Source organism: Cupriavidus yeoncheonensis (genome assembly GCF_905397275.1).
Taxonomy (GTDB): Bacteria; Pseudomonadota; Gammaproteobacteria; order Burkholderiales; family Burkholderiaceae; genus Cupriavidus; species Cupriavidus yeoncheonensis.
Genome location: NZ_CAJPUY010000031.1, coordinates 1 through 21,061 on the forward strand (window position 1 = coordinate 1; position 21,061 = coordinate 21,061).

The window sequence follows — 21,061 nt, forward strand, 5'->3', positions numbered from 1 at the left end:
AGCCGAAGCCGAAGCCGAAGCCGAAGCCGAAGCCGAAGCCGAAGCCGAAGCCGAAGCCGAAGCCGAAGCCGAAGCCGAAGCCGAAGCCGAAGCCGAAGCCGAAGCCGAAGCTGAAGCCGAGGCTGAAGTCCAGGCAGAGCCAGCGCTGGAAGCAGCGCCCGCATTCGTCATGGAGGACGGTCCACTTCCCGAGACTGCGGCGGAAGACGCTTCCGAAGCCGAAGCCGTAGTCGAGGCTGAAGTCCAGGCAGAGCCGGCGCTGGAAGCAGCGCCCGCGTTCGTCATGGAGGACGGTCCGCTTCCCGAGGCCGCGGCGGAAGACACTTCCAAAGCGGAAGCGCTTGTCGATGCCAATGTCCTGCTGGGTGCTTCAGAGCCTGAACCCGCGCCGCTGCCCGAACCGGAACCCGAGCCGGCGCCCGCGGTGCCGGCGGCGAAGCCGCGCATCGTATTGCCCGCGGTGGTTGGCAAGACCGTCGCGCTGAACGCGCAACAGGCCCAACAACAGGCCCAGCAGGCCCAACAGGCCCCGCCGGTGCCTGTTGCACCGGTTCCCGCGCCGCGTGTCGTGGTCGACTACCGCCTGCCTCCGGCCGAATTGCTGGAGGCCGCCGCCGATCAGACCGAGCAGGTATCCGAGGAACGCTTGCGCGAGACCAGGGAACTGATCGAGCAGCGCCTGTCGGAATTCAAGGTGCCGGTGGCCGTGGTCGGTGCCAGCGCCGGTCCGGTGATCACGCGCTTTGAAGTCGAGCCGGCCATGGGCGTGCGCGGCGCGCAGGTGGTCGGGCTGATGAAGGACCTGGCGCGCGCGCTCGGCGTGACCTCGATCCGCGTGGTGGAGACGATTCCCGGCAAGACCTGCATGGGCCTGGAGCTGCCCAACGCGCGCCGGCAGATGATCCGGTTGTCCGAGATCGTGCGCGCATCGTCGTTCCAGTCGCACAGCTCGCGCCTGGTGCTGGCGATGGGCAAGGACATCACCGGCCACCCGGTCGTGACCGACCTGGCCCGCGCGCCGCACTTGCTGGTGGCGGGTACCACGGGCTCGGGCAAGTCGGTCGCGGTCAACGCGATGATCCTGTCGATGCTGTACAAGGCCACGCCCGAGGATGTGCGCCTGATCATGATCGACCCCAAGATGCTCGAGCTGTCGGTCTATGAAGGCATTCCGCACCTGCTCGCGCCGGTGGTCACCGACATGAAGCAGGCCGCGCACGCGCTCAACTGGTGCGTGGGCGAGATGGAAAAGCGCTACCGGCTGATGTCGGCGCTCGGCGTGCGCAACCTGGCCGGCTACAACCAGAAGATCCGCGCGGCCGAGGCGGCGGAGCAGAAGGTGCCCAACCCGTTCTCGCTGACGCCGGACGCGCCGGAACCGCTGTCCACGCTGCCGCTGATCGTGGTGGTGATCGACGAACTGGCTGACCTGATGATGGTGGCCGGCAAGAAGATCGAAGAACTGATCGCACGGCTCGCGCAGAAGGCGCGTGCCGCGGGCATCCACCTGATCCTGGCCACGCAGCGTCCGTCGGTGGATGTGATCACCGGGCTGATCAAGGCCAACATCCCGACGCGCGTGGCGTTCCAGGTGTCGTCCAAGATCGATTCGCGCACCATCCTCGACCAGATGGGCGCTGAAAGCCTGCTGGGGCAGGGCGACATGCTGTTCCTGCCGCCGGGCACCGGCTATCCGCAGCGCGTGCACGGCGCGTTTGTCGCCGACGATGAAGTGCACCGCGTGGTCGAGCACTGGAAGCAGTTCGGCGAGCCCGACTACGATGAAGCGATTCTCGCCGGCGATGCCGCCGAGGCCGGCGCCAGCGACCTGTTCGGCGATGGCGGCAGCGACGGCGAAGCCGACCCGCTCTATGACGAAGCGGCAGCCTTCGTGCTCAACACGCGCCGCGCGTCGATCTCGGCGGTGCAGCGGCAGCTTCGCATCGGCTACAACCGCGCCGCCCGGCTGATCGAGCAGATGGAAGCCGCGGGCCTGGTCTCGCAGATGGGCCGCAACGGCGCGCGCGACGTGCTGGCGCCCGGGCCGGGCGACTGACACCGGGAGCCAGCATGGATCTCCAGCATGGCAATCTTCTCTCCGACGTGCCGACCGGCGCGCCGGATGAAATCTTCCAGTCCCTGCTGGAGCGAACTGGCCTGAAGATCGAGCGGATCATCTCCAACGGCCAGGCCAGCCCGCCCGGCTTCTGGTACGACAGCGCAGAGGACGAATGGGTGCTGCTGCTCAGCGGCAGCGCCGGGCTGGAGTGCGAGGGCGACACCGCCCCGCGCGTCATGCGGCCCGGCGACTGGCTGCACCTGCCGGCGCACTGCCGGCATCGCGTGGCTTGGACGGACGCCGCCACGCCGACCGTCTGGCTGGCGGTCCATTGCCGGCCGGCTTGACACTGAGGCTGCGGCCGCGGCTGCGGGCGCCGGCCGGGTACTCAATCCCCCGCCGGAAACACCGGCTCCCCCAGATTCAACATCAGCCGGTTCGCCCAGGCAAAGATCGCCACGGAGTGAATCAGATCGAGGATCTCCGCATCGGAGATACCCGCCTCGCGCAGCGCCGCCAGACTCTGCGCCGATACGCCCGCAGGATCCTCGGTCAATTCGATCGAGAACTTCGCAATCGCCTTTTCCCGTTCGGTCGTACCGGCCGTGCGCGGATCCTCGAACACCTCCCTGATCACGTCATTGCGCTTGGCCAGTTGCTCGAAGCGCTGCGCGTGCACCGACGCGCAATAGACGCAGCCATTGAGCCGTGACACGACGGTGGTGGCCAGTTCGCGCTCGGCGCGCGGCATGCCGCCGGGCGCGTACATGATGGCGTTGAACGCCGTGGAGCGCTGGCGCAGGATCTCGGGCTGGTGCACGAGGAAGCGGTAATAGTCCTGCACCCTGGCCTTGGGATGGCTCTCGTCCAGCACGGCCATCTGCTCCGGCGTGGCCTGGTCCAGCTCGACGACATCGAGCCAGGCTTTCCAGTCCAGCACTTCATTGGTAAAGCCGTGGGATTGGATGATCTCGCTCATGCCTGTGCTCCAGCGTTGTCGTTCAGTGCCTTCAGCGCATCGAGGCCGGCAACCAGCCGTACCTGGTACGACAGGAAGGCAATCAGCTGCGCCAGCGTGACCACGGCCGGGGTGCTCAGGCCCGCTGCGGGCAGCGCTTCGAGCGCGGCCTTGTCGCCTTCCACGGGCTTTTCGATCAGCGTGCGCGTGAACGTCAGGATGGCGCGCAGGCGCGGGTCGGCCGCATCGGCGGGGCTGCCTTGTCCGGCAACGGAAATGGCCGCGGCATCGACGCCTGCAGCCGCCAGGCGCGCGCGGTAGTGGTCCGCCAGTTGCGGCGACGGCGTCAGCCGCGCGGCGTAGAGCGCAACCAGCAGGCGTTCGGCCAGCGTCAGGCCGGGCAGGGCGGGATCGAACAGGGCGTCATAGCTGCCCTGGGTGGCGGCGGCCACCTTGTCGCGCTTGTGGCGCAGCGCGTGCGTGGCGTTGCCGGGCTGCAGTCCGGTGATGGCGTCGATCAGGTCCGGCGGCGTGGCGCCGCCTTCCGGCGTGGGGGCTTGGCTCATGGTGTTTGTCGCGGTTCGGGTTGGATTCAGGATTCCAGTGCGGGCGGCGGCGCCGGCACCCATTCGTCGCCGAAGACTTCAGGCTCGGCATAGGCCTGCAGCGCGGCGTAGTGCAGTTCAACGTCTTCCTGGTACAGCAGGCCGGCAATGCCCTGGCCCAGTCGCCTGGCACCGTCGCTGATGGCCGGAATGTCGCCGGACACCGTGCCGTGCGACAGCGCGGCCGGGTAGCAGAACGCGTGGATGCGCGACAAGCCCGGGCAGGCGCCCGGCGTTTTCTCCTGGAATTCGAAAGCGGGGCCAAGGTCGGGCGAATCGGACAGCTCGCCATCCTCTTGCCCCGGCCGCGGCGCGAAGCGGTCGCGCCAGAAGCGGATGCGGGGCGCGAAGGCGGAGAATTCCGGACGCGTTTCCAGCGCAATGCGGAAGCCCGTCGAGAAGATCAGGAAATCCAGTTCGAACACGCCCTTGGGCGTGCGCACGCGCAGCACGTCGCCGTCCACGTCGATGGCGTCAAGCGCGCAGTCCAGGTTGAAGCGCGCGCTGGCGTGGCGCGATACGCGCAGCGTGCTGCCACGCGGCGGTGGCACCTGCTGGCTGTTGATGTAATGGCGCAGGCGCCATTTCCATTCGTCCGGCAGGCCGTAGTGGCCGTGCGTCAGGCCGGGATTGCCCGCGCCCTTGCTCTTGTTGACGCGCGGAATGTCCGCGCGCCGGATCAGCATGTCCACGCTGGCGGCACCAGCTTCGAGCGCGGTGGCGGCGCTGTCCATGGCCGAAGCCCCGGCCCCGACCACGCCCACGCGCTTGCCGCGCAGGCTGCCGTAGTCCATCTCGTCGGACGAGTGCGCCCACAGCCTGCGTGGCAGGCTGTCGGCGAGCGGCGGCACGTAGGCGCCGCCCAGTCCGTCGCGGCCGGTGGCCAGCACCACGCGGCGGGCCAGCACGGTGCGCGCGCCGTCAGGCGTGGTCATCGACAGCGCGACCAGGTTGTCGGCGCGCGGCAGTACCTGTTCGATGCGGTGTCCGTTGCGGATATCGAGGTCGAGCACCTGCCGGTACCAGCGCAGGTAGTCCATCCATTGCAGCCGCGGAATCTTGTCGAGCGCTTCCCACGCCTCGCTGCCGTACTGGGCTTCGAACCACGCGCGGAAGGTCAGCGCCGGCAGGCCCAGCGCCGGACCGGTGAGCTGCTTGGGCGAGCGCAGGGTCTCCATGCGCGCAGTGGTGGCCCACGGTCCTTCCAGGCCGGCGGGAGACTGGTCGAACGCGCAGGCCTGGATGCCCAGGTGCTTGAGCGTGGCGCTGACGGCCAGCCCGGCCATGCCGCCGCCGATCACGGCAACGTCGAGCACGGCTTGCCCGTCATGGGTGCGCGGCATGGTCCAGGCCCTGGCGGGCAGTTCGAGCCAGGCCAGGTCCTGGCGCAGGCGGGCTTCGAGCGCGGCCAGGCCGGCCTGGCCGCGTGGATTGTCGGATTCAGTCATGGCTCAGTGATTCCGTATTGTCGGTTGGGGCGGCGCCGTCGCCGTAGAGCGACTGGAGCAGGGCGCCATGCTCGGCCGGATCGCGGCGGACGAAGTCGGGCAGCAGCGTCGCGGACGCCTCGGCCAGGACCTCGACCAGCCCAAGCACGACCGCGCTGGCCGGGCGCGCCTGGGGCGTGATCACGCCGAAATAGAACGGGATGTCCGCGTCGACGGGGCGCACGGCAATGTCGGTCAGCGGCAGGCCGCGCGCGGTCACGGGTTCGAGCACGGCGATGCCGAGCCCCGCGCGCACCAGCGTCAGCGCGTTGATCGAGGTATTGGTGTCGATCACGCCAGCCGGGCCGATGCCTGCCGCGGCAAACGCGGCATCGGTGCGGCGCCGCAGCCGGTACGGGTTCTGCATGGTGACGATGCGGCGCTCGCGGCAGTCCGCAAGGCGCACGGTCTCGCCATCCGCGAGCGGATCGTCCGCGCGCAGGGCGGCCACGCAGGCCGCCTGGCCGATCCAGTGGACGTTTACGCCGCGGTGCTCCAGCGGCAGGCTGTTCAGGCCGATCTCGGCCGCGCCGGTCAGCACCGCATGCACGACCTGTTCCGGCGACACGCTGCGCACTTCCACGCGCCCGGGCGCGCACAGCCCGCGCCCGAAGGCCAGTGCGAGCGCCGCGGGCAGCAAGCCCGCCGACAGCGCCGGCGTGGCGGCAATCCGCAACGGACGGCCGTCGCCGCGCGCCAGGGCGGCGGCACGGCTGCGGATCTGCTGCAACCCGGCCAGCGTCTGCTCGACCTCGTCATAAAGCAGGAATCCCTGCTCGGTCGGGCTGACGCGCGGGCCGCTGCGTGTGAACAGCGCAAAGCCCAGTTCGCCTTCCAGCTCCTGGATGAGCCGGGTGATGGCCGGCTGCGAACGGCCGAGCAGGCGGCCGGCAGCGGTGACGCTGCCGGTCGTGACGACCGCTGCAAAGGCTTCCAGTTGCCGGATTTCCATGGGGGCGAATGACCTTGTATGCGAATATCGGATTCTGCTGCTTCTATCATGCAGTTTGCAAATACTATTTCGCTATGACGTCATGCGCACGCGCGCGCCTATGATGTAGAGATGCCGGATGCACATCGGCCAACCCATGCTCGCAGGAGCGCTGCCTTGTCTTTCTTCCGCCGCAGTGGCGTTCCCGCCGGCGCGGCAGGCTGGCTTGCCGGCCTGTTGCTGGCGCTGATCCTGACCGGCGCGTGCCGGGCACAGGGCGGCGATGTCCTGCGTGTCGGCTCCAAGCGCTTTACCGAGTCCTACATCCTTGGCGAAGTGCTGACGCAGGCGGCCGGCCTGGCGCGGCACCAGGCCGGCCTCGGCAATACGGCGATCGTGTTCGGGGCACTGCGGGCCGGCAGCATCGACCTCTATCCGGACTACACGGGCACGCTGGCGAGCGAAATCCTGAAACTGCCGCCCGGCGCGACGCTGGAACAGATCAACCAGGCGCTGGCGCCGATGGGACTGGGCGCGGGCATCGCGCTGGGCTTCGAGAACACCTATGCACTGGCGGTGCCGCAAGCGCGTGACGCCGGGTTGCACCGGCTGAGCGACCTGGCGCGGCAGCCGCGGTTGCGGCTGGGCCTGTCACACGAATTCCTGGGCCGGGCCGACGGCTGGCCGGGACTGGCGCGCCGCTACGGGCTGCCGCAGCGCCCGGTCGGACTGGACCATGGTGTTGCCTATGAGGCGCTGGCGGCGGGGCAGGTCGACGCGATCGACATCTATTCCACCGACGCCAAGATCCGCAAGTACCAGCTGCGCGTGCTGGAAGACGATCTGCACTTCTTCCCGCGCTATGACGCCGTGGTGGTCTACCGGCTGGACGTGCCGCGCCGCTTCCCGGCCGCTTGGCAATCGCTGCAGTCGCTGGCCGGGCGCATCGGCGCCGCCGACATGGTGGCGATGAACGCGGCGGCGGAGATCGACGGACAGTCCTTTGCCGCGATCGCACGCGGCTTCCTGTCCGGTCATGCCGCGCAGCAGCCGGGCCGTGGCGGCCTGATGCAGGCGCTGCTCGGCCCGGACACGCTGCGGCTGACGCGCCGCCACGTGGGCCTGGTGGCCGGTGCCGTGGGGGCCGCCACGCTCGCGGGCGTGCCGCTGGGCATCGTGTCGGCGCGGCGGCGGCGGCTGGGGCAGGGCGTGCTGGCCATGGTCAGCGTGCTCCAGACGGTACCGTCGCTGGCGCTGCTGGCCATGCTGATCCCGCTGCTGGGCCGCATCGGCGTCTGGCCGGCGATGGTGGCGCTGTTCCTGTACGCGTTGCTACCGATCGTGCGCAATACCTGCACGGGGCTGCAGCAGGTGCCCGCGGGCATGCGCGACGCGGCACGCGCGCTGGGGCTGCGCGATATTCAGGTGCTGCGCTACGTGGAACTGCCGCTGGCCCTGCCGGTGGTGCTGGCCGGCGTGAAGACTGCAGCCATCATCAGCGTGGGCACCGCGACCATTGCCGCGTTCGTCGGCGCGGGCGGCTATGGCGAGCGCATCGCCACCGGGCTCGCGCTCAACGATACGGTGCTGCTGCTCGCCGGGGCGATTCCGGCCGCCGTGCTGGCACTGGTGGTGCAGGCCGGGTTCGAGGCGCTGGAATGGAGCCTGGGCCGGCACAGGCGCGGCGGGCCGGCCATCTGATATGCAAGAAATTCCGATATCTGATGCTGTCATGTTGCGCGGCTGGCGCCGATAATCGGCGCCAGGACAGGCAGCGCGCCGCAGTGGCTGCCAGGGGACACAAGGAGGTAGCCATGAACCCGTTGAGGCTGGTCCGCACCGTACTATGGGGCTTCCTTGGCCTGCGCCAAGGCCAGGAGCACCAGCGCGACCTGGAGAATATGCGCCCGGTGCCGCTGATCCTGACCGGTGTGACGCTGGCCGCCGGGCTGGTGCTGTGCCTCGTGCTGGTGGCAAAGTTTGCGGTAGTCAGCGCCTGAGGCCGGCTGCCGGACTGAAGGCAGGCCGTGAACCCCTGGAACAACAAGACCTGGACGCACCCATGCTTTTCCCCGCAAGGCGGTTGCTGACCGCCGCCACGCTGCTCGCCGGCCTGCTCGGCGGTGCCGCCTCCGCTGCCGCCGCTGCGGCGGCGCCGGGCGCCACCGCCGACGTCGAGCGTGGCCGCTACCTTGCCCGCATCGCGAACTGCGTGGCCTGCCATACGAGCGAATCCGGCAAGCCGTTTGCCGGCGGCCTGCCGATCCGCTCGGCGGCGGGTACCCTTTATTCGACCAATATCACGCCGGATGCGACCGGCATCGGCGGCTACACGCTGGCGGAGTTCGACCGCGCGGTGCGCCAGGGCGTGGCGCGCGACGGCAGGCGGCTCTATCCGGCCATGCCTTATCCGTCCTACGCGCGCATGCGGGCTGAAGACGTGGCGGCCCTCTATGCCTATATGCGGGCCGGCGTTGCGCCCGTCAGCCAGCGCAACCGCGATGCCGAGATGCGCTGGCCATACAGCATGCGCCCGCTGCTGGTGGTGTGGAACGCGTTGTACCTGAGCGGCTCGCCGGTCCGGACCGATGCCGCGAAGGGCGCGGAATGGAACCGCGGGGCCTATCTCGTGCAGGGCGTCGCCCATTGCGGCGCGTGCCATACACCGCGAGGCTGGCTGTATGCCGAAAAAGGCCTGGACGAGCGCAGCAAGCGGTTCCTGTCGGGCACCAGCGTGGAAGGCTGGTCGGCGACCAATCTCACCGGGGACCAGGTCACCGGGCTGGGCGCATGGTCGCGCGCGGAAATCGCGGAGTTCCTGCGTACCGGGCGCAATGCGCACGCGACCTCGTTCGGGCCGATGTCCACGGTGATCGCCACGGCCACCCAGTACATGGCGCCGGCCGATCTCGACGCCGTGGCCGTCTACCTGAAGTCGCTGTCCGGCGCACGCGGCGAGACCGAGCCGTTCCGGCATGATCCGTCGACGGCGCCGCGCCTGCTGCAGGGCCGCTTCGACAGCCCGGGCGCACGCCAGTACTCGCAGTTCTGCATGCCTTGCCATGGCGCCGACGGCAAGGGCTTCGCGCGCGTGTTCCCGCCGCTCGCCGGCAACCCGACGGTCGCCGACCCGGACCCGGCCTCGCTCGTCAACCTGCTGCTGAACGGCGCCGTGACCGCGCGTGTCGACACCGCGCCGACCGACTATCACATGCCCGGCTATGGCTGGACCCTGGACAACCAGGAACTGGCCAACGTGCTCACCTTCATCCGCGGCAGCTGGGGCAACCGCGCCGCGCCGGTCGGCGAAGCCGCCGTTGCCGCGCGCCGGCGCGAGTTGGAAGCCGCCCGCTGAACCCGCCCGCTAAACCGACCCGCTGAACCCGCCACGACCACCATGACGATTTCGCGCAGAGATTTCCTGAACGGCACCGCGCTGGCCATTGCCGCCGGCATGGCGCCCGCGCAACTGCTGGCCGCCGCGCAGGGGCAGCCCGGCGCGGCCTATCCGCCGGCGCTGACAGGCTTGCGCGGCAACCACGCAGGGACCTTCACGCTGGCGCACAGCCTCGCGCGCGAAGGCGCGAAGTACCCCACCGTGATGGCCCATGAAGCCTTCGATCTGGTGGTGGTGGGCGGCGGCCTGAGCGGCCTGACGGCGGCGTGGTTCTACCAGCGCCGCTTTGGCCCGGGCAAGCGCATCCTGATCCTCGACAATCACGACGACTTTGGCGGCCACGCCAAGCGCAATGAATTCACGGTGCGCGGCAAGCGGCTGGTGACCTATGGCGGCAGCGCGGAAATGCCGCCCACGGCAGCCGCGGACGCCGCCGTGCGCGAGCTGCTGGGCGGCCTTGGCCTTGACGCGGCACGCGCGCCGCTGGCCGACCCGGCCGACCCATACAGCGCGCTCGGCATGGGCCGTGCGGTGTTCTTCGACTCCGACCATTTCGGCCGGGACCAGTGGCTCGGCGGCGATCCGTTCGGCGAACTGGTCGACGCGCGGGGCGGGCGGCAGGGCGTTGCCGCACCGGACGCCGCGGCGCTGCGGCGCTTTCTGGATGCCGCGCCATTGCCGCCGCAGGACCGCGCGGCACTGGCCCGGCTTGCCGACGGCAGCGCCGATTACCTGCAGGGCATGGCTGCCGGCGAACGCGCCGCCTATCTGCGCGGTACGCGCTATGCGGCGTTCCTGCGCGACAAGGCCGGCATCGGGCTGGCCGGGCAGCGCTTCCTGCGCAGCCGCAGCAACGATGCCTTCGCGCTCGATGCCGACGGCATCAGCGTGGCCGACGCCATCGGCATCGGCCTGCCGGCCGGAGCGGGCATGCCCGCTCCGGCGGTGGATCCGCGCCTGGGCAAATCGCCGGCCTCGCGGCTGTGGTTCCCGGACGGCAATGCCTCGCTGGCGCGGCTGCTGGTGCAGAAGCTGATTCCCGGCGTGGCGAAGCTGGCGCGCCCCGCGGATATCGTGAACGCGGCCTTTGACTACGGGCGCCTGGATCAGGACGGCGCCCCGGTCCGGCTGCGGCTGGAAGCCACCGCCATCGCCGTGGACCCGGATGGCCCGATCACGCGCGTCACCTACGGCTGGCGCGGCAACCTGCACCGCATCGAAGCGCGCCACGTGGTGCTGGCGGGCTGGAACATGATGGTGCCGTACCTGATGCCGTCACTGCCGGCCGCGCAACGCGACACCCTGCGCGGCGAAGTGAAGGCGCCGCTGGTCTATACCAAGGTGGCGCTGGACCACTGGCGCGCATTTGCCGCACTCAAGACGCGGCGTATCCATGCACCGGCCATGGCCTACACCGACCTGTGGCTGGAGCCGCCGGCCGGCACAAGCCCGGCCGATCCCGCGGTGATGCACATGCTGTACGTGCCGACGGTGCCCGACAGCGGCATGAGCGCGCGCGAGCGCTTCCGTGCGGGGCGCGCATTCCTGTTGGGCACGCCATTCAGCGAACTCGAACGCGGCATCCGCATGCAGCTCGACCGCATGCTCGGGCCGGCGGGATTCGCCTCGAAGGACGTGATCCGCGCCATCACCGTCAACCGCTGGGCGCATGGCTACAGCTACCGGCCGGACAGCCTTGCCGGGGAAGACCCGGCCGCGTGGGCATCGCCGGCCGGCGCGGGCAATGTCAGTTTCGCGGGCAGCGACAACGCGGGCAGCCCGTCACTCACTGCCGCTGTCGCACAGGGCCGGCGCGCGGTGGACCGCCTGGCGGGCTGAGGTCAGCCCAGCCGCTCGCGCCCATGCGGCGCGGCAAGGTCCAGCACCGGCCCGGCCGGCACGACGCCGGCCGGATTCAGCGTGTGGTGGCTTTCGTAGTAGTGGCGCTTGATGTGCTCGAAGTTCACGGTGCCGGCGATGCCGGGGTGCTGGTAGAGGTCGCGCACAAAGCCCGACAGCGCCGGATAGTCCGCGATACGGCGCAGATTGCACTTGAAGTGCCCGACATAGACCGGGTCGAAACGGACCAGCGTGGTGAAGAGACGGATATCGGCTTCCGTCAGGCGGTTGCCGACCAGGTAGCGCTGCGTCGCCAGGCGCGCTTCGAGCCAGTCGAGCGTTTCGAACAGCGGCCACACCGCCTCTTCGTAGGCCGCCTGCGAGGTGGCGAAACCGGCTTTGTAGACGCCGTTGTTGACGGTGTCGTAGATGCGCGCGTTGACCGTGTCGATCTCCGCGCGCAGTCCGGCAGGGTAGTAGTCGCCGGGAGTCGCGCCAAGGCTGTCAAAGGCGCTGTTCATCATGCGCAGGATTTCGGATGACTCGTTGCAGACGATGGTGGACCGCTGCCGGTCCCACAGCACCGGCACCGTGACGCGGCCGCTGTACTGCGGGTCGGCCGCCGTATAGACCTGGTGCAGCACGCGCGCATGGTTGACCGTGTCCGGTACGACGCCGGGCCCGTCGGCGAAGGTCCAGCCCTCTTCGCGCATCAGCCAGTGCACCACCGAAACGCCGATCATGTCTTCCAGCCCCTTGAGGCGCCGCATGATCAGCGTGCGGTGCGCCCACGGGCAGGCCAGGCTCACGTACAGGTGGTAGCGTCCGGGCTGCGCGGCGAAGCCGCTGGTACCGGACGGGCCGGCGCTGCCATCGGCCGTGACCCAGTTGCGGAACGCGGCGTCCTTGCGCACGAAACGTCCGCCGGTGGAGTCGGTGTCATACCACTTGTCCTGCCACTGGCCATTCACCAGAAGTCCCATTTGCTGCTCCTTGACGGCTGCGCGCGCCGTGCCTGTCGCATGGCGCGCCGATGCCGACATGGTGAGCGCATTTGGCCAGCTTTCCCTACGATTTTCCAGAGCAACTCGTTCGACTGCGTTGAACGAGACGACGCCCGGGTCGCACGACGTGGTGCCGCCTTATGCGAGGCTCAGCGGTCCGTCGCCTGCGTCAGCAGGCCGTCGATCTCCGTGTCCTTTTCCTCCCACTGCTGCGCCAGCCAGCGATGGAAGTTGCCGCGGAATGCGGAGTCGGTGCCGTAGTCGGCGTTGCAGAAGGCCGGCGGAATCGGGAGTTGATGCACGCGCACGATGACCGGGCCGGTGCGTCCGCAGGCGAACTGCCAGAAGCTCGGCGCGCCATGCGGATAGACGATGGTCGCATCCAGCAGCGCGCGAAAGCGCTTGCCCATCGCGTTGATGGTCACCGCCAGCCCGCCGGCCCTTGGCTTGAGCAGGTGGCGATACGGCGAAGCCTGCGCCGCGCGCTTGGCCTCGGTGAAACGCGTGCCTTCCGTGAACACCATCACGCTGGTGGGCGACAGCGAAAATTTCTCGCACGCCCGGCGCGCCGTGTCCTGGTCCTCGCGGCGGAGATCGGGCTTGCGGCGCAACTGCGCCCGCGTGTGGCGCTTCATAAAGGGAAAGTCCAGCGCCCACCACGCGAGGCCGATGATCGGCACGTAGAGCAGCTGCTGCTTGAGGAAGAACTTCAGTAGCGGAACGCGCCCGTTGAGTGCGCGCTGCAGCACGAAGATGTCCACCCACGACTGGTGGTTGCAGTTGACGAGATACCAGTCGGATCGCTTCAGGCCCGCAAGGCCATCGACGTCCCAGGCATGGCGCTGGATCGCGCCAAACCACGCACTGTTGCATGTGATCCATGCACGTGCGATGCCATTGAGCATGGGATCGATGCGGCGCCTGGCGCCGGGCATCGGCAAGGCCAGTTTGAGCAGCGCCAGCGGAAACATCAGCAGGCACCAGAACAACGTATTGAGCGCCAGCACGAGCAGGCTCGCGGCGCCCAGTGGCCAGCTGTGCAGCGGCGGGCGGGATTTGCGCGGGTGGACGTGGCGGGCCCTGGGGCCGCCCTGGGTGGCCTGGCCGGCAGCCATGGCGCTGCCGGCGTTGGCGGGGGATGAGGTCGATTTCATGCGCGCCAGTTTGGCGGTGCGAAGCCCGCTAGGGTTTGCGCGGGATCAAGTCCGATCCGATGCGCTTGGGAAATTGCGATGGTGGCCGCAAGGATCAGGAGCTACTTGGCTGGCGCCTTCTTGTTGCTATGTGACTTGCCCGACGATTTGGACTGCGTGTCCTTGTCATCGACCAGAGACGACGAAGTTTCCTGCTTCGCGCCTTGCGTGTACGGGTCGAACTTGTCGCCGGCACGCTGAGTGTCGGGAACATATCCGTCCTTGTTGGTGGAGCGCTGGGTATCGGGGACGTAGCCGTCCTTGTTGGTACTGCGCATGTCATAGTCGTAGCGGTCCGGCGGATTCGCGGGCCCTGCGGCATGGGCGGCCATCGGGACAAGTGCGGCGATGGCCAGTGCGGCGACGATCTTCATAAGTGCCTCCTTGTGATCGGGATCGCCCGGGATCTGTCAGCGTTCCGGCGGCGATGCCCGCCGGATGCGCCAGAGTCCTAGCCTAGGCGCACCGGCCACAAAGTTCCAGTGCCTGCCGTCGCGGCCTGGGGCGCCGGAGTTGCATGGCATCTGTCGCAAACTGTCTCATTCTGAGACACCTTCTCCGGCTGCGTCCGCACGCCGCATGGACGAGGTGTTTCCTTTTACGCGAAAGGCCCGGTGCCGCCGCTGCGCCGCCTTGAAATCGCGCGAGGCGTCCCATAAAGTACCGTCCAGTTTGCGCGTTTGCCCCGCAGCGGGCTGGCGTCGCGAAATCCGACTGGCCTCGTCCGAAGGCCGGCAACACGCCAGCGCGCCATTTGGGGCTGCTGCGGGCACAAGCCAACGGAGACAACGTAATGCCCCTTGCATCGAGTGCCCTGGCGGGCGACGCCAGGACCGCGCGGCGGGACTTCCTGGATGGCAAGGACTTGCCGGCCGGCATGGTTCCCGACGCGATCCTGCGTTCCTGGCAGCGTGCCGCGCAGTCCGGCGTGCGGCCGGACCAGCGCGTGCTGTTTTCGGACATCGTCACGCGCAGCCAGTGGCGGCGTGCCGAAGAAGAGAACCGGGCGCTCATCGAGATGGCCGGCGCCGATATGGAGATCCTCGCGGGTGCATTTCCGTCGCGGCACTGGATCGTCCTGTGCACCAATGCGCAGGGCACGATCGTGGCTTCGCACGGGCGCCTGGATGGCGGGGCCAGCGGGCCATCGCCCCTGCAGCATGGGCGGCAGCTGGACGAAGACGGTATCGGCACCAACGCGCCGGGGTGCGTGCTGGAGGACGGCGGCGGTCCCGGAGCGGAGATCCGTCGCGGCGAGCATTACCTGCATGAACTCGTCGACGTGGTCTGCGCGGCTGCCCCCATCCTGGACTGCCACGACAGACTGATCGGCGTGCTCGATGTCACCGGATTCGGCGTGGACCTGCCGCGCTACGCACTGTCGCGCGTGCAGGCGGCGGCCTTGTCGATCGGCAACCGCACCTTCGAACAGTTGCCCGGCTGCCGCGTGGTCCGCCTGCACCACGACTACCGCATGCTGCAGACGCCGGTCGAGGGCGTCATCGCGTTGTCGGACGATGGCGTGGTCGTCGCGGCAAACCGGGCGGCACGCCAGATGCTGCACCTGTCCGGCGCCGAACTCGGGGTCGCGGATATTGGCACTCTGTTCGTCGGCGGCCTGCGCGGGCCGGGCGGCTCCGTGCCTGCGATGGTGCATACGCCCGCGGGCGAACGACTGCATGTTGCAGCGGCCGATGCGGCAAGCAAGCGCGTGGTGTCGTACCCGGGCACGGCTTCGCCCGCCCCGGGCGCGCCGCAGGTCATCGCCGATGCCACGCTCGGCCGCGTCTACGGCAAGGCCATCATGGCGGTGCGCGAACAGGTGCCGCTGATTCTGCTGGGCGAGACCGGGACCGGCAAGAGCATGCTGGCGCGTGCGCTGCACGATGCGAGCCGGCCCGATGGCGGCTTTGTCTCGCTGAATTGCTCGGCCATTCCGGAGGGCCTGGTGGAGGCGGAGCTGTTCGGCTATGCCGACGGGGCCTTTACGGGCGGCCGCAAGGGCGGTAGCGCGGGCAAGATCGAACAGGCCAACCACGGCACGCTGTTCCTCGATGAGATCGGCGATATGCCGCTGTCATTGCAGACGCGCCTGCTCAGCGTGCTGCAGGAGCGCAGCGTCACGCGCGTGGGCGCCGGCAAGCCGATCGCGGTCGATATTTCCGTGGTCTGCGCCACCCACCGCAACCTGGCCGAACTCGTGCGCGCGGGCGTGTTCCGCGAAGACCTGTTCTTCCGGCTCAACGGCATGTCGGTGCGCATCCCCGCGCTGCGCGAGCGCACCGATCTGCCGGAACTGATCGACAGCACGCTGGCCACGCTCGCGCGCGGCCGACGCAAATTCCTGGATGCCGATGTCATGGCCCTGCTGATGTCCCACGCGTGGCCGGGCAATGTCCGCGAGCTGCACCAGGTGCTGCGCACGGCGGTCGCGCTGTCAGGAGACAGCGCGCAGATCCGGCGCGAGCACCTGGACGAGAGCTGGCTCGAGTCCGTCATCGATAAAGGCGTCGCGGAAGTACCACCGGAGGCAGGCCATCCCACGCGCCTGGCCGATGTAGAGAGCCAGATGATCGAGCGCACGCTCGCCGAGCTTGGCGGCAACCGTTCCAGGGCAGCGAAGGCGCTGGGCATCTCGCGGGCGACGCTGTACCGGAAGCTGGCCCAGGGGAAGGGCCAGTAGCACTGCCTCAATCTGCTCCGCCTGTCTCGGGCGGACTGGCTCAACCTGAGACAGTTCGCCGCGAATCCCCCGAAAAACCGCCGGTTTCCGGCCGCAAATCCTCTTCAGCGCGTCTTCCGCCATGCAGGCACGCCCATTGCGTAGTGATGCGGGAGCGCCGCTTCACGCTTGATGCAATGCCGGTTTCCTCCAGTGACGGCATCGAAGCGGTCGCTTCCCGACAGACAAAGCAAGAAAAGGAGACACGCCATGCAGACCCGTGCAGGACTGCTGATCAACGGAAAGCTGGTACAGGGCAGCGCTACCCTGGATGTGGTCAACCCGGCCACGGGCAAGGTGTTCACCACGGTTGGCCGTGCCACGGAGCGCGACGCGGGTATTGCCGTTGCGGCGGCCAGGGCGGCGCAGCCCGCGTGGGCGTCGCTGGAACTGGCGCAGCGGCGCGCGCTGTTGCTGCACTTTGCCGACGAACTGCAAGCCAACGCGGAAGATCTCGCCGCATCGCTGGTGCTGGAACAAGGCAAGCCGCTGGCCGAGGCGCGGCAGGAACTGCTGTTGGCGCAGGCATTCGTGCGCCATATTGCCGGACTGGACCTGCCGGTATCGGTCGTGCAGGACGATGCCACGCATCGCATCGAGCTGCACCACAAGCCGCTGGGCGTGGTGGCGGCCATCGCAGCGTGGAATTTCCCGGTGCTGATCGCCGCCTACAAGCTGGCCCCGGCGCTGCTGATGGGCAACACCGTGGTGCTCAAGCCCGCACCGACCACGCCGGTGGCCACGCTGCAGATGGGCGCCATCCTCAGGGACATCTTCCCGGCCGGCGTGGTCAACGTCATCACCGATGCCAATGACCTGGGCAACTTCCTGACCTCGCATCCGGACATTGCGAAGGTCTCGTTCACAGGGTCGACCGCGACCGGCAAGAAGGTGATGGCCAGCGCCGGTCCCGGTCTCAAGCGCATCACGCTCGAGCTGGGTGGAAACGATGCGGCGATTGTGCTCGATGACGCCAGCGTCGAAGACATCGCCCCGAAGATCTTCGGCAGCGCGTTCTACAACTGCGGGCAGGTTTGCCTGGCGCTGAAGCGGCTCTACGTGCATGCCTCGATCCACGACCGGCTTTGCGAAGCGCTGGCCGACCTGGCTGGCAAGGCCGTGGTCGGCAACGGCGCGGACCAGGGCGTGACGCTGGGCCCGCTGCAGAACGCCATGCAGTACGACAAGGCCGGACGCTTCCTTGCCGCCGCGCGGCGCGACGGCAAGGTCGTGGCCGGAGGCGCCCTGCTCAAGGGGGACGGCTACTTCGTCGCGCCCACCATCGTGCGCGACCTGCACGACCAGAGCGAACTGGTGGCGGAGGAGCAGTTCGCGCCGATCCTGCCGGTGCTGAAGTACGACACCGTCGATGAGGCCGTGGCACGCGCCAATGCCTCGCCCTACGGCCTGGGTGGCTCGGTGTGGTCGGCCGACCAGGATCGCGCCCGCGCGGTCGCGCAACGCCTGCAGGTCGGCACGGCATGGGTGAACCACCACCTGCACTTCGGTCCGCATATTCCGCTGGTGGGCGCCAAGGAGTCGGGCGTCGGCGTGGAATTCGGCACCGAGGGCCTGGCCGAGTACGCGCAGCTCAGCGTCATCAACATCGCGAAGCAACAGGCGGCCTGAACGTCGGCCTGCTTTGCGGCACCGGGCGCCTGTCGCCCGGTGCCCGGCTGCGTCCCGCCCGAGCGCGGGCCGCGCGGGCACGGCCGTGCCCGACAGAACAAGAATCCGGAGGAGACATGGATCAGACACTAACGGCGCGCGGCCGGGGATGGCGCGCGCATCGAAGCATCACCCGAGCATTCCAGCGGGCCGGTGCGGCCCTGTTGCTGGGGCTGGCCGCCCCGGCCCATGCCATCGACGTGGATGCCGGCGACTATACGGCCTTGCCGGCCGGCACCAACCTGGGACTGCTCTACTACCAGCATGCGGCGCGCGACCGTGTCTACGCCAGCGGCAACCAGGTCGCGGGCGGCAGCCTCGATTCCGACGTCGGCATCCTGCGCTATGTGCATTTCATGGACATCGGCGGCTTCACCGTCGATCCGCAGTTCCTGCTGCCATTCGGCAAGCTGCGCGCATCCGACAACCTGTCCGCGCTTGGCAGCGCGAGCGGCGTGGGCGACCTGATCCTGGCCGCGACGGTGTGGCTGGTCAACCAGCCGGACAGGAAGCAGTACTTCGGCATCACGCCGTTCCTGTATGTGCCGGTGGGCAGCTACGACCGGGACAAGCCGCTCAATCTTGGCGAGAACCGCTGGAAATTCGCATTGCAGGCCGGCTATATCGCGCCGCTGGCCGACAAGGTCACGCTGGACCTCGTTGCCGATGTGACCGTGTTCGGCAACAACACCCGCTTCGGCCCCGCGTCGGCCACGCTGCGGCAGGACGCGCTGGCGCAGGGACAGGCATGGCTGCGCTATCACTTCACGGACACCTTCGACATCCGCGGCGGCCTGTCCTACGCATTCGGCGGCGAGACCTCGGTCAATGGCGTGTCGCGCAACGACCGCACCAATACCTCGAAGTTCTCGGTCGGCTTTGCGTGGTTCCCCGCGCCATCGGTGCAGGTGCTGGGCACATACGGCCAGGACCTTTCGGTGCGCAATGGCCCGATGGAGAACAGCCGCTTCAATGTCCGCTTGCTCAAAGTGTTCTGACGATTCATTCCAACGACAAAGGAGACCACGATGATCACCTCGCAGATGCGTTCCCGCAGTCCGTCATGCGGTTCATCACGTAGCCCGATCCTCGGCAGCGTCGCCGTGGCCGTGCTTGCCCTCGCGGTAGTGCCGGCCGAGGGCGCCGACGTGCGTGCCGCGACCGTGCAGAAGGTGCGCGCCAGCATCGCCCGCGTGGACGGCGCGGCCATCCGCGCCAACGAAGCCGCCACGCCGAACTGGCCGACTTACGGCCTGGACTATGCCGAAACCCGCTTCAGCAAACTCGATCAGATCCACGCCGGCAATGTCAGGGACCTGGGGCTGGTCTGGTCCTACAATCTTGAATCCACGCGCGGCGTGGAGGCCACGCCGCTGGTCGTGGATGGCGTGATGTACGTGTCCGCGCCGTGGAGCGTGGTGCATGCCATCGACGTGCGCAGTGGCAAGACGCTGTGGACCTATGACCCCAAGGTGCCGCGCGACCAGGCCTACAAGGGCTGCTGTGACGTCGTGAACCGCGGCGTGGCCCTCTACAAGGGCAAAGTCTTCGTCGGGTCGTTTGACGGCCGGCTGGTGGCGATCGACGCGGCGACCGGCAAGAAGGTCTGGGAACAGGACACCATCGTCGACCGCAGCCATTCCTACACCATCACCGGCGCACCGCGCGTGTACAAGGGCAAGGTCATCATTGGCAACGGCGGCGCCGAGTATGGCGCGCGCGGCTACATCACGGCCTACGATGCCGAGACCGGTGCGCAGCAATGGCGCTGGTTCACGGTGCCGGGCGATCCGTCCAGGCCATTCGAGAACGAGGCCATGGCCAGGGCCGCGGCCACCTGGGACCCGTCCGGCAAGTACTGGGTCAACGGCGGCGGCGGCACGGTCTGGAACACCATGGCGTTCGACCCGGACCTGAACCTGATGTACATCGGCACCGGCAATGCCGGCCCATGGAGCCGCAAGGTGCGCAGCCCTGGCGGCGGCGATAACCTGTATGCGGCGTCGGTCGTGGCGCTCAACCCGGACACGGGCGAGTATGTCTGGCACTACCAGGAAACGCCCGGCGACAACTGGGACTACACCTCGACCCAGGACATCATCCTGGCCGACCTGCAGATCGACGGCCAGCCGCGCAAGGTGATCCTGCATGCGCCGAAGAACGGCTTCTTCTTCGTGATCGACCGTACCAACGGCAAGTTCATCTCGGCGAAGAACTTCGTCGACGTGAACTGGGCGTCGGGCTACGACAAGAACGGGCGCCCGATTGAAACGCCGCTGGCCGATACCTCGGGCAAGCCCGTCGACGTCGTGCCGGGCCCGTTTGGCGCGCACAACTGGCATGCGATGTCGTTCAACCCGCGTCTCGGGTTGGCCTATATCCCGGCCCAGCATGTGCCGCTGACGCTGGCCGACAACAAGGGCTGGGAGCACAACCAGAAGGATTCGCCGGAAGCGCATCGCGGCGTGGGCTGGAACCTTGGCATGCTGGTCAACGCCGAGCCGCCGAAGAGCAAGCCCATGGGCCGCCTGATCGCCTGGGACCCGATCCGCCAGAAGGCGGTCTGGCATCAGGACTACACCGGCCCGTGGAATGGCGGCACCCTGACCACGGCCGGGAACCTGGTGTTCCAGGGGACTGCAGACGGGCGCTTCATTGCCTATCACGCCCAGACCGGCGAAAAGCTGTGGGAAACGCCGACCGGAACCGGCGTGGTGGCACCGCCCGTGACCTACATGGTCGATGGCCGCCAGTACGTGTCGGTTGCGGTCGGCTGGGGCGGCGTGTTCGGGCTCAGTGCCCGTTCCACCGATCGGCAGGCACCGGGCACGGTCTACACCTTTGCTGTCGGCGGCAAGGCCAGGGCGCCGGCCTTTGCGCCGTACCCGATGGCGGAGCTGGTATCAGGCGTCAGGTACGACGCCGGCAAGGTGCAGGAAGGGCAGAAGCTCTACGTCAACAACTGCGTGTTCTGCCATGGCGTGCCGGGCGTGGACAAGGGCGGCAACATCCCCAACCTGGCCTATGTCGGGGCCCCGGTCATCGAGCACCTGGACAAGTTCGTGTTCAACGGGCCGTTCGTGCAGAAGGGCATGCCCGACTTCACGGGCAAGCTGACGGCCGAGGACGTGGTCAAGATCCAGGCCTTTATCCTTGGCACCGCCGATGCGGTGCGGCCGAAGAAGCCGTAGTGAAAGG

General features: G+C 68.4%; 15 protein-coding genes and 1 pseudogene. 10 read left to right on the plus strand and 6 right to left on the minus strand.

What is annotated here, in order from left to right; translation table 11 throughout:
- The coding region (locus KHO22_RS29040; protein WP_268914549.1) for a DNA translocase FtsK at nt 1–2,056 on the plus strand (2,056 nt) is incomplete at its 5' end.
- Nucleotides 2,057–2,070: 14 nt separating this feature from the next.
- Complete coding sequence (locus KHO22_RS29045) at nt 2,071–2,406, plus strand: cupin domain-containing protein (protein WP_211950631.1); 336 nt, start codon at nt 2,071–2,073, stop codon at nt 2,404–2,406.
- Between the two features lie 41 nt (nt 2,407–2,447).
- Here the strand turns inward: KHO22_RS29045 and KHO22_RS32925 are convergent.
- The 3 genes and pseudogenes from KHO22_RS32925 to KHO22_RS29065 all read right to left on the minus strand — a co-directional run bounded on the left by KHO22_RS32925 (nt 2,448) and on the right by KHO22_RS29065 (nt 6,061).
- Nucleotides 2,448–3,583 (minus strand): annotated as a pseudogene (locus KHO22_RS32925) (CMD domain protein).
- A gap of 26 nt (nt 3,584–3,609) precedes the next feature.
- Complete coding sequence (locus KHO22_RS29060; RefSeq protein ID WP_211950634.1) at nt 3,610–5,070, minus strand: SidA/IucD/PvdA family monooxygenase; 1,461 nt, start codon at nt 5,068–5,070, stop codon at nt 3,610–3,612.
- A complete protein-coding gene (locus KHO22_RS29065) occupies nt 5,063–6,061 on the minus strand; it encodes a LysR family transcriptional regulator (protein ID WP_211950635.1) in 999 nt (332 codons plus the stop codon). Before KHO22_RS29065 ends, KHO22_RS29060 begins: the two co-directional genes overlap by 8 nt.
- A gap of 216 nt (nt 6,062–6,277) precedes the next feature.
- Between KHO22_RS29065 and KHO22_RS29070 the strand changes: the two genes are divergently transcribed.
- The 4 genes from KHO22_RS29070 (at nt 6,278) to KHO22_RS29085 (ending at nt 11,276) form a co-directional block, all read left to right on the plus strand.
- On the plus strand, nt 6,278–7,741 hold the full coding sequence (locus tag KHO22_RS29070; RefSeq protein WP_230427078.1) for a glycine betaine ABC transporter substrate-binding protein: 1,464 nt from the start codon (nt 6,278–6,280) through the stop codon (nt 7,739–7,741).
- Between the two features lie 113 nt (nt 7,742–7,854).
- Nucleotides 7,855–8,040 (plus strand): DUF2970 domain-containing protein, encoded by a 186-nt coding sequence (locus KHO22_RS29075; protein ID WP_211950637.1) that lies wholly within the window; start codon nt 7,855–7,857, stop codon nt 8,038–8,040.
- A 62-nt stretch (nt 8,041–8,102) separates the two neighbouring features.
- Nucleotides 8,103–9,395 carry a cytochrome c gene (locus KHO22_RS29080; protein WP_211950638.1) on the plus strand — a complete coding sequence of 431 codons (1,293 nt, stop codon included), beginning with the start codon at nt 8,103–8,105 and terminating at the stop codon, nt 9,393–9,395.
- A 42-nt stretch (nt 9,396–9,437) separates the two neighbouring features.
- On the plus strand, nt 9,438–11,276 hold the full coding sequence (locus tag KHO22_RS29085) for a flavin monoamine oxidase family protein (RefSeq protein ID WP_211950639.1): 1,839 nt from the start codon (nt 9,438–9,440) through the stop codon (nt 11,274–11,276).
- 2 nt (nt 11,277–11,278) lie between these two features.
- Here the strand turns inward: KHO22_RS29085 and KHO22_RS29090 are convergent, their stop codons facing one another.
- The 3 genes from KHO22_RS29090 to KHO22_RS29100 all read right to left on the minus strand — a co-directional run bounded on the left by KHO22_RS29090 (nt 11,279) and on the right by KHO22_RS29100 (nt 13,847).
- Complete coding sequence (locus KHO22_RS29090) at nt 11,279–12,259, minus strand: glutathione S-transferase family protein (protein WP_211950640.1); 981 nt, start codon at nt 12,257–12,259, stop codon at nt 11,279–11,281.
- Nucleotides 12,260–12,429: 170 nt separating this feature from the next.
- Nucleotides 12,430–13,434, minus strand: coding sequence for an acyltransferase (locus tag KHO22_RS29095; protein ID WP_211950641.1), 1,005 nt, complete (start codon nt 13,432–13,434; stop codon nt 12,430–12,432).
- A 101-nt stretch (nt 13,435–13,535) separates the two neighbouring features.
- Nucleotides 13,536–13,847: a hypothetical protein gene (locus tag KHO22_RS29100; RefSeq protein ID WP_211950642.1), complete on the minus strand. Its 312-nt coding sequence runs from the start codon at nt 13,845–13,847 to the stop codon at nt 13,536–13,538.
- 419 nt (nt 13,848–14,266) lie between these two features.
- Between KHO22_RS29100 and KHO22_RS29105 the strand changes: the two genes are divergently transcribed.
- The 4 genes from KHO22_RS29105 (at nt 14,267) to KHO22_RS29120 (ending at nt 21,054) form a co-directional block, all read left to right on the plus strand.
- Nucleotides 14,267–16,156 carry a sigma-54-dependent Fis family transcriptional regulator gene (locus KHO22_RS29105; RefSeq protein ID WP_211950643.1) on the plus strand — a complete coding sequence of 630 codons (1,890 nt, stop codon included), beginning with the start codon at nt 14,267–14,269 and terminating at the stop codon, nt 16,154–16,156.
- Nucleotides 16,157–16,405: 249 nt separating this feature from the next.
- Nucleotides 16,406–17,824 carry an aldehyde dehydrogenase family protein gene (locus KHO22_RS29110; protein WP_211950644.1) on the plus strand — a complete coding sequence of 473 codons (1,419 nt, stop codon included), beginning with the start codon at nt 16,406–16,408 and terminating at the stop codon, nt 17,822–17,824.
- Nucleotides 17,825–17,940: 116 nt separating this feature from the next.
- Nucleotides 17,941–18,861 carry a transporter gene (locus KHO22_RS29115; protein ID WP_211950645.1) on the plus strand — a complete coding sequence of 307 codons (921 nt, stop codon included), beginning with the start codon at nt 17,941–17,943 and terminating at the stop codon, nt 18,859–18,861.
- 30 nt (nt 18,862–18,891) lie between these two features.
- Entirely contained in the window at nt 18,892–21,054 is a 2,163-nt protein-coding gene (locus KHO22_RS29120; RefSeq protein ID WP_211950646.1) for a PQQ-dependent dehydrogenase, methanol/ethanol family, read from the plus strand.
- Nucleotides 21,055–21,061: the final 7 nt, after the last annotated feature.

Bases quoted from the DNA above. Each gene is read 5' to 3' on its own strand.
- KHO22_RS29045 (WP_211950631.1), top strand. From the start codon at position 2,071: ATGGATCTCCAGCATGGCAATCTTCTCTCCGACGTGCCGACCGGCGCG.
- KHO22_RS29060 (WP_211950634.1), bottom strand. From the start codon at position 5,070: ATGACTGAATCCGACAATCCACGCGGCCAGGCCGGCCTGGCCGCGCTC.
- KHO22_RS29065 (WP_211950635.1), bottom strand. From the start codon at position 6,061: ATGGAAATCCGGCAACTGGAAGCCTTTGCAGCGGTCGTCACGACCGGC.
- KHO22_RS29075 (WP_211950637.1), top strand. From the start codon at position 7,855: ATGAACCCGTTGAGGCTGGTCCGCACCGTACTATGGGGCTTCCTTGGC.
- KHO22_RS29080 (WP_211950638.1), top strand. From the start codon at position 8,103: ATGCTTTTCCCCGCAAGGCGGTTGCTGACCGCCGCCACGCTGCTCGCC.
- KHO22_RS29085 (WP_211950639.1), top strand. From the start codon at position 9,438: ATGACGATTTCGCGCAGAGATTTCCTGAACGGCACCGCGCTGGCCATT.
- KHO22_RS29090 (WP_211950640.1), bottom strand. From the start codon at position 12,259: ATGGGACTTCTGGTGAATGGCCAGTGGCAGGACAAGTGGTATGACACC.
- KHO22_RS29095 (WP_211950641.1), bottom strand. From the start codon at position 13,434: ATGAAATCGACCTCATCCCCCGCCAACGCCGGCAGCGCCATGGCTGCC.
- KHO22_RS29100 (WP_211950642.1), bottom strand. From the start codon at position 13,847: ATGAAGATCGTCGCCGCACTGGCCATCGCCGCACTTGTCCCGATGGCC.
- KHO22_RS29105 (WP_211950643.1), top strand. From the start codon at position 14,267: ATGCCCCTTGCATCGAGTGCCCTGGCGGGCGACGCCAGGACCGCGCGG.
- KHO22_RS29110 (WP_211950644.1), top strand. From the start codon at position 16,406: ATGCAGACCCGTGCAGGACTGCTGATCAACGGAAAGCTGGTACAGGGC.
- KHO22_RS29115 (WP_211950645.1), top strand. From the start codon at position 17,941: ATGGATCAGACACTAACGGCGCGCGGCCGGGGATGGCGCGCGCATCGA.
- KHO22_RS29120 (WP_211950646.1), top strand. From the start codon at position 18,892: ATGATCACCTCGCAGATGCGTTCCCGCAGTCCGTCATGCGGTTCATCA.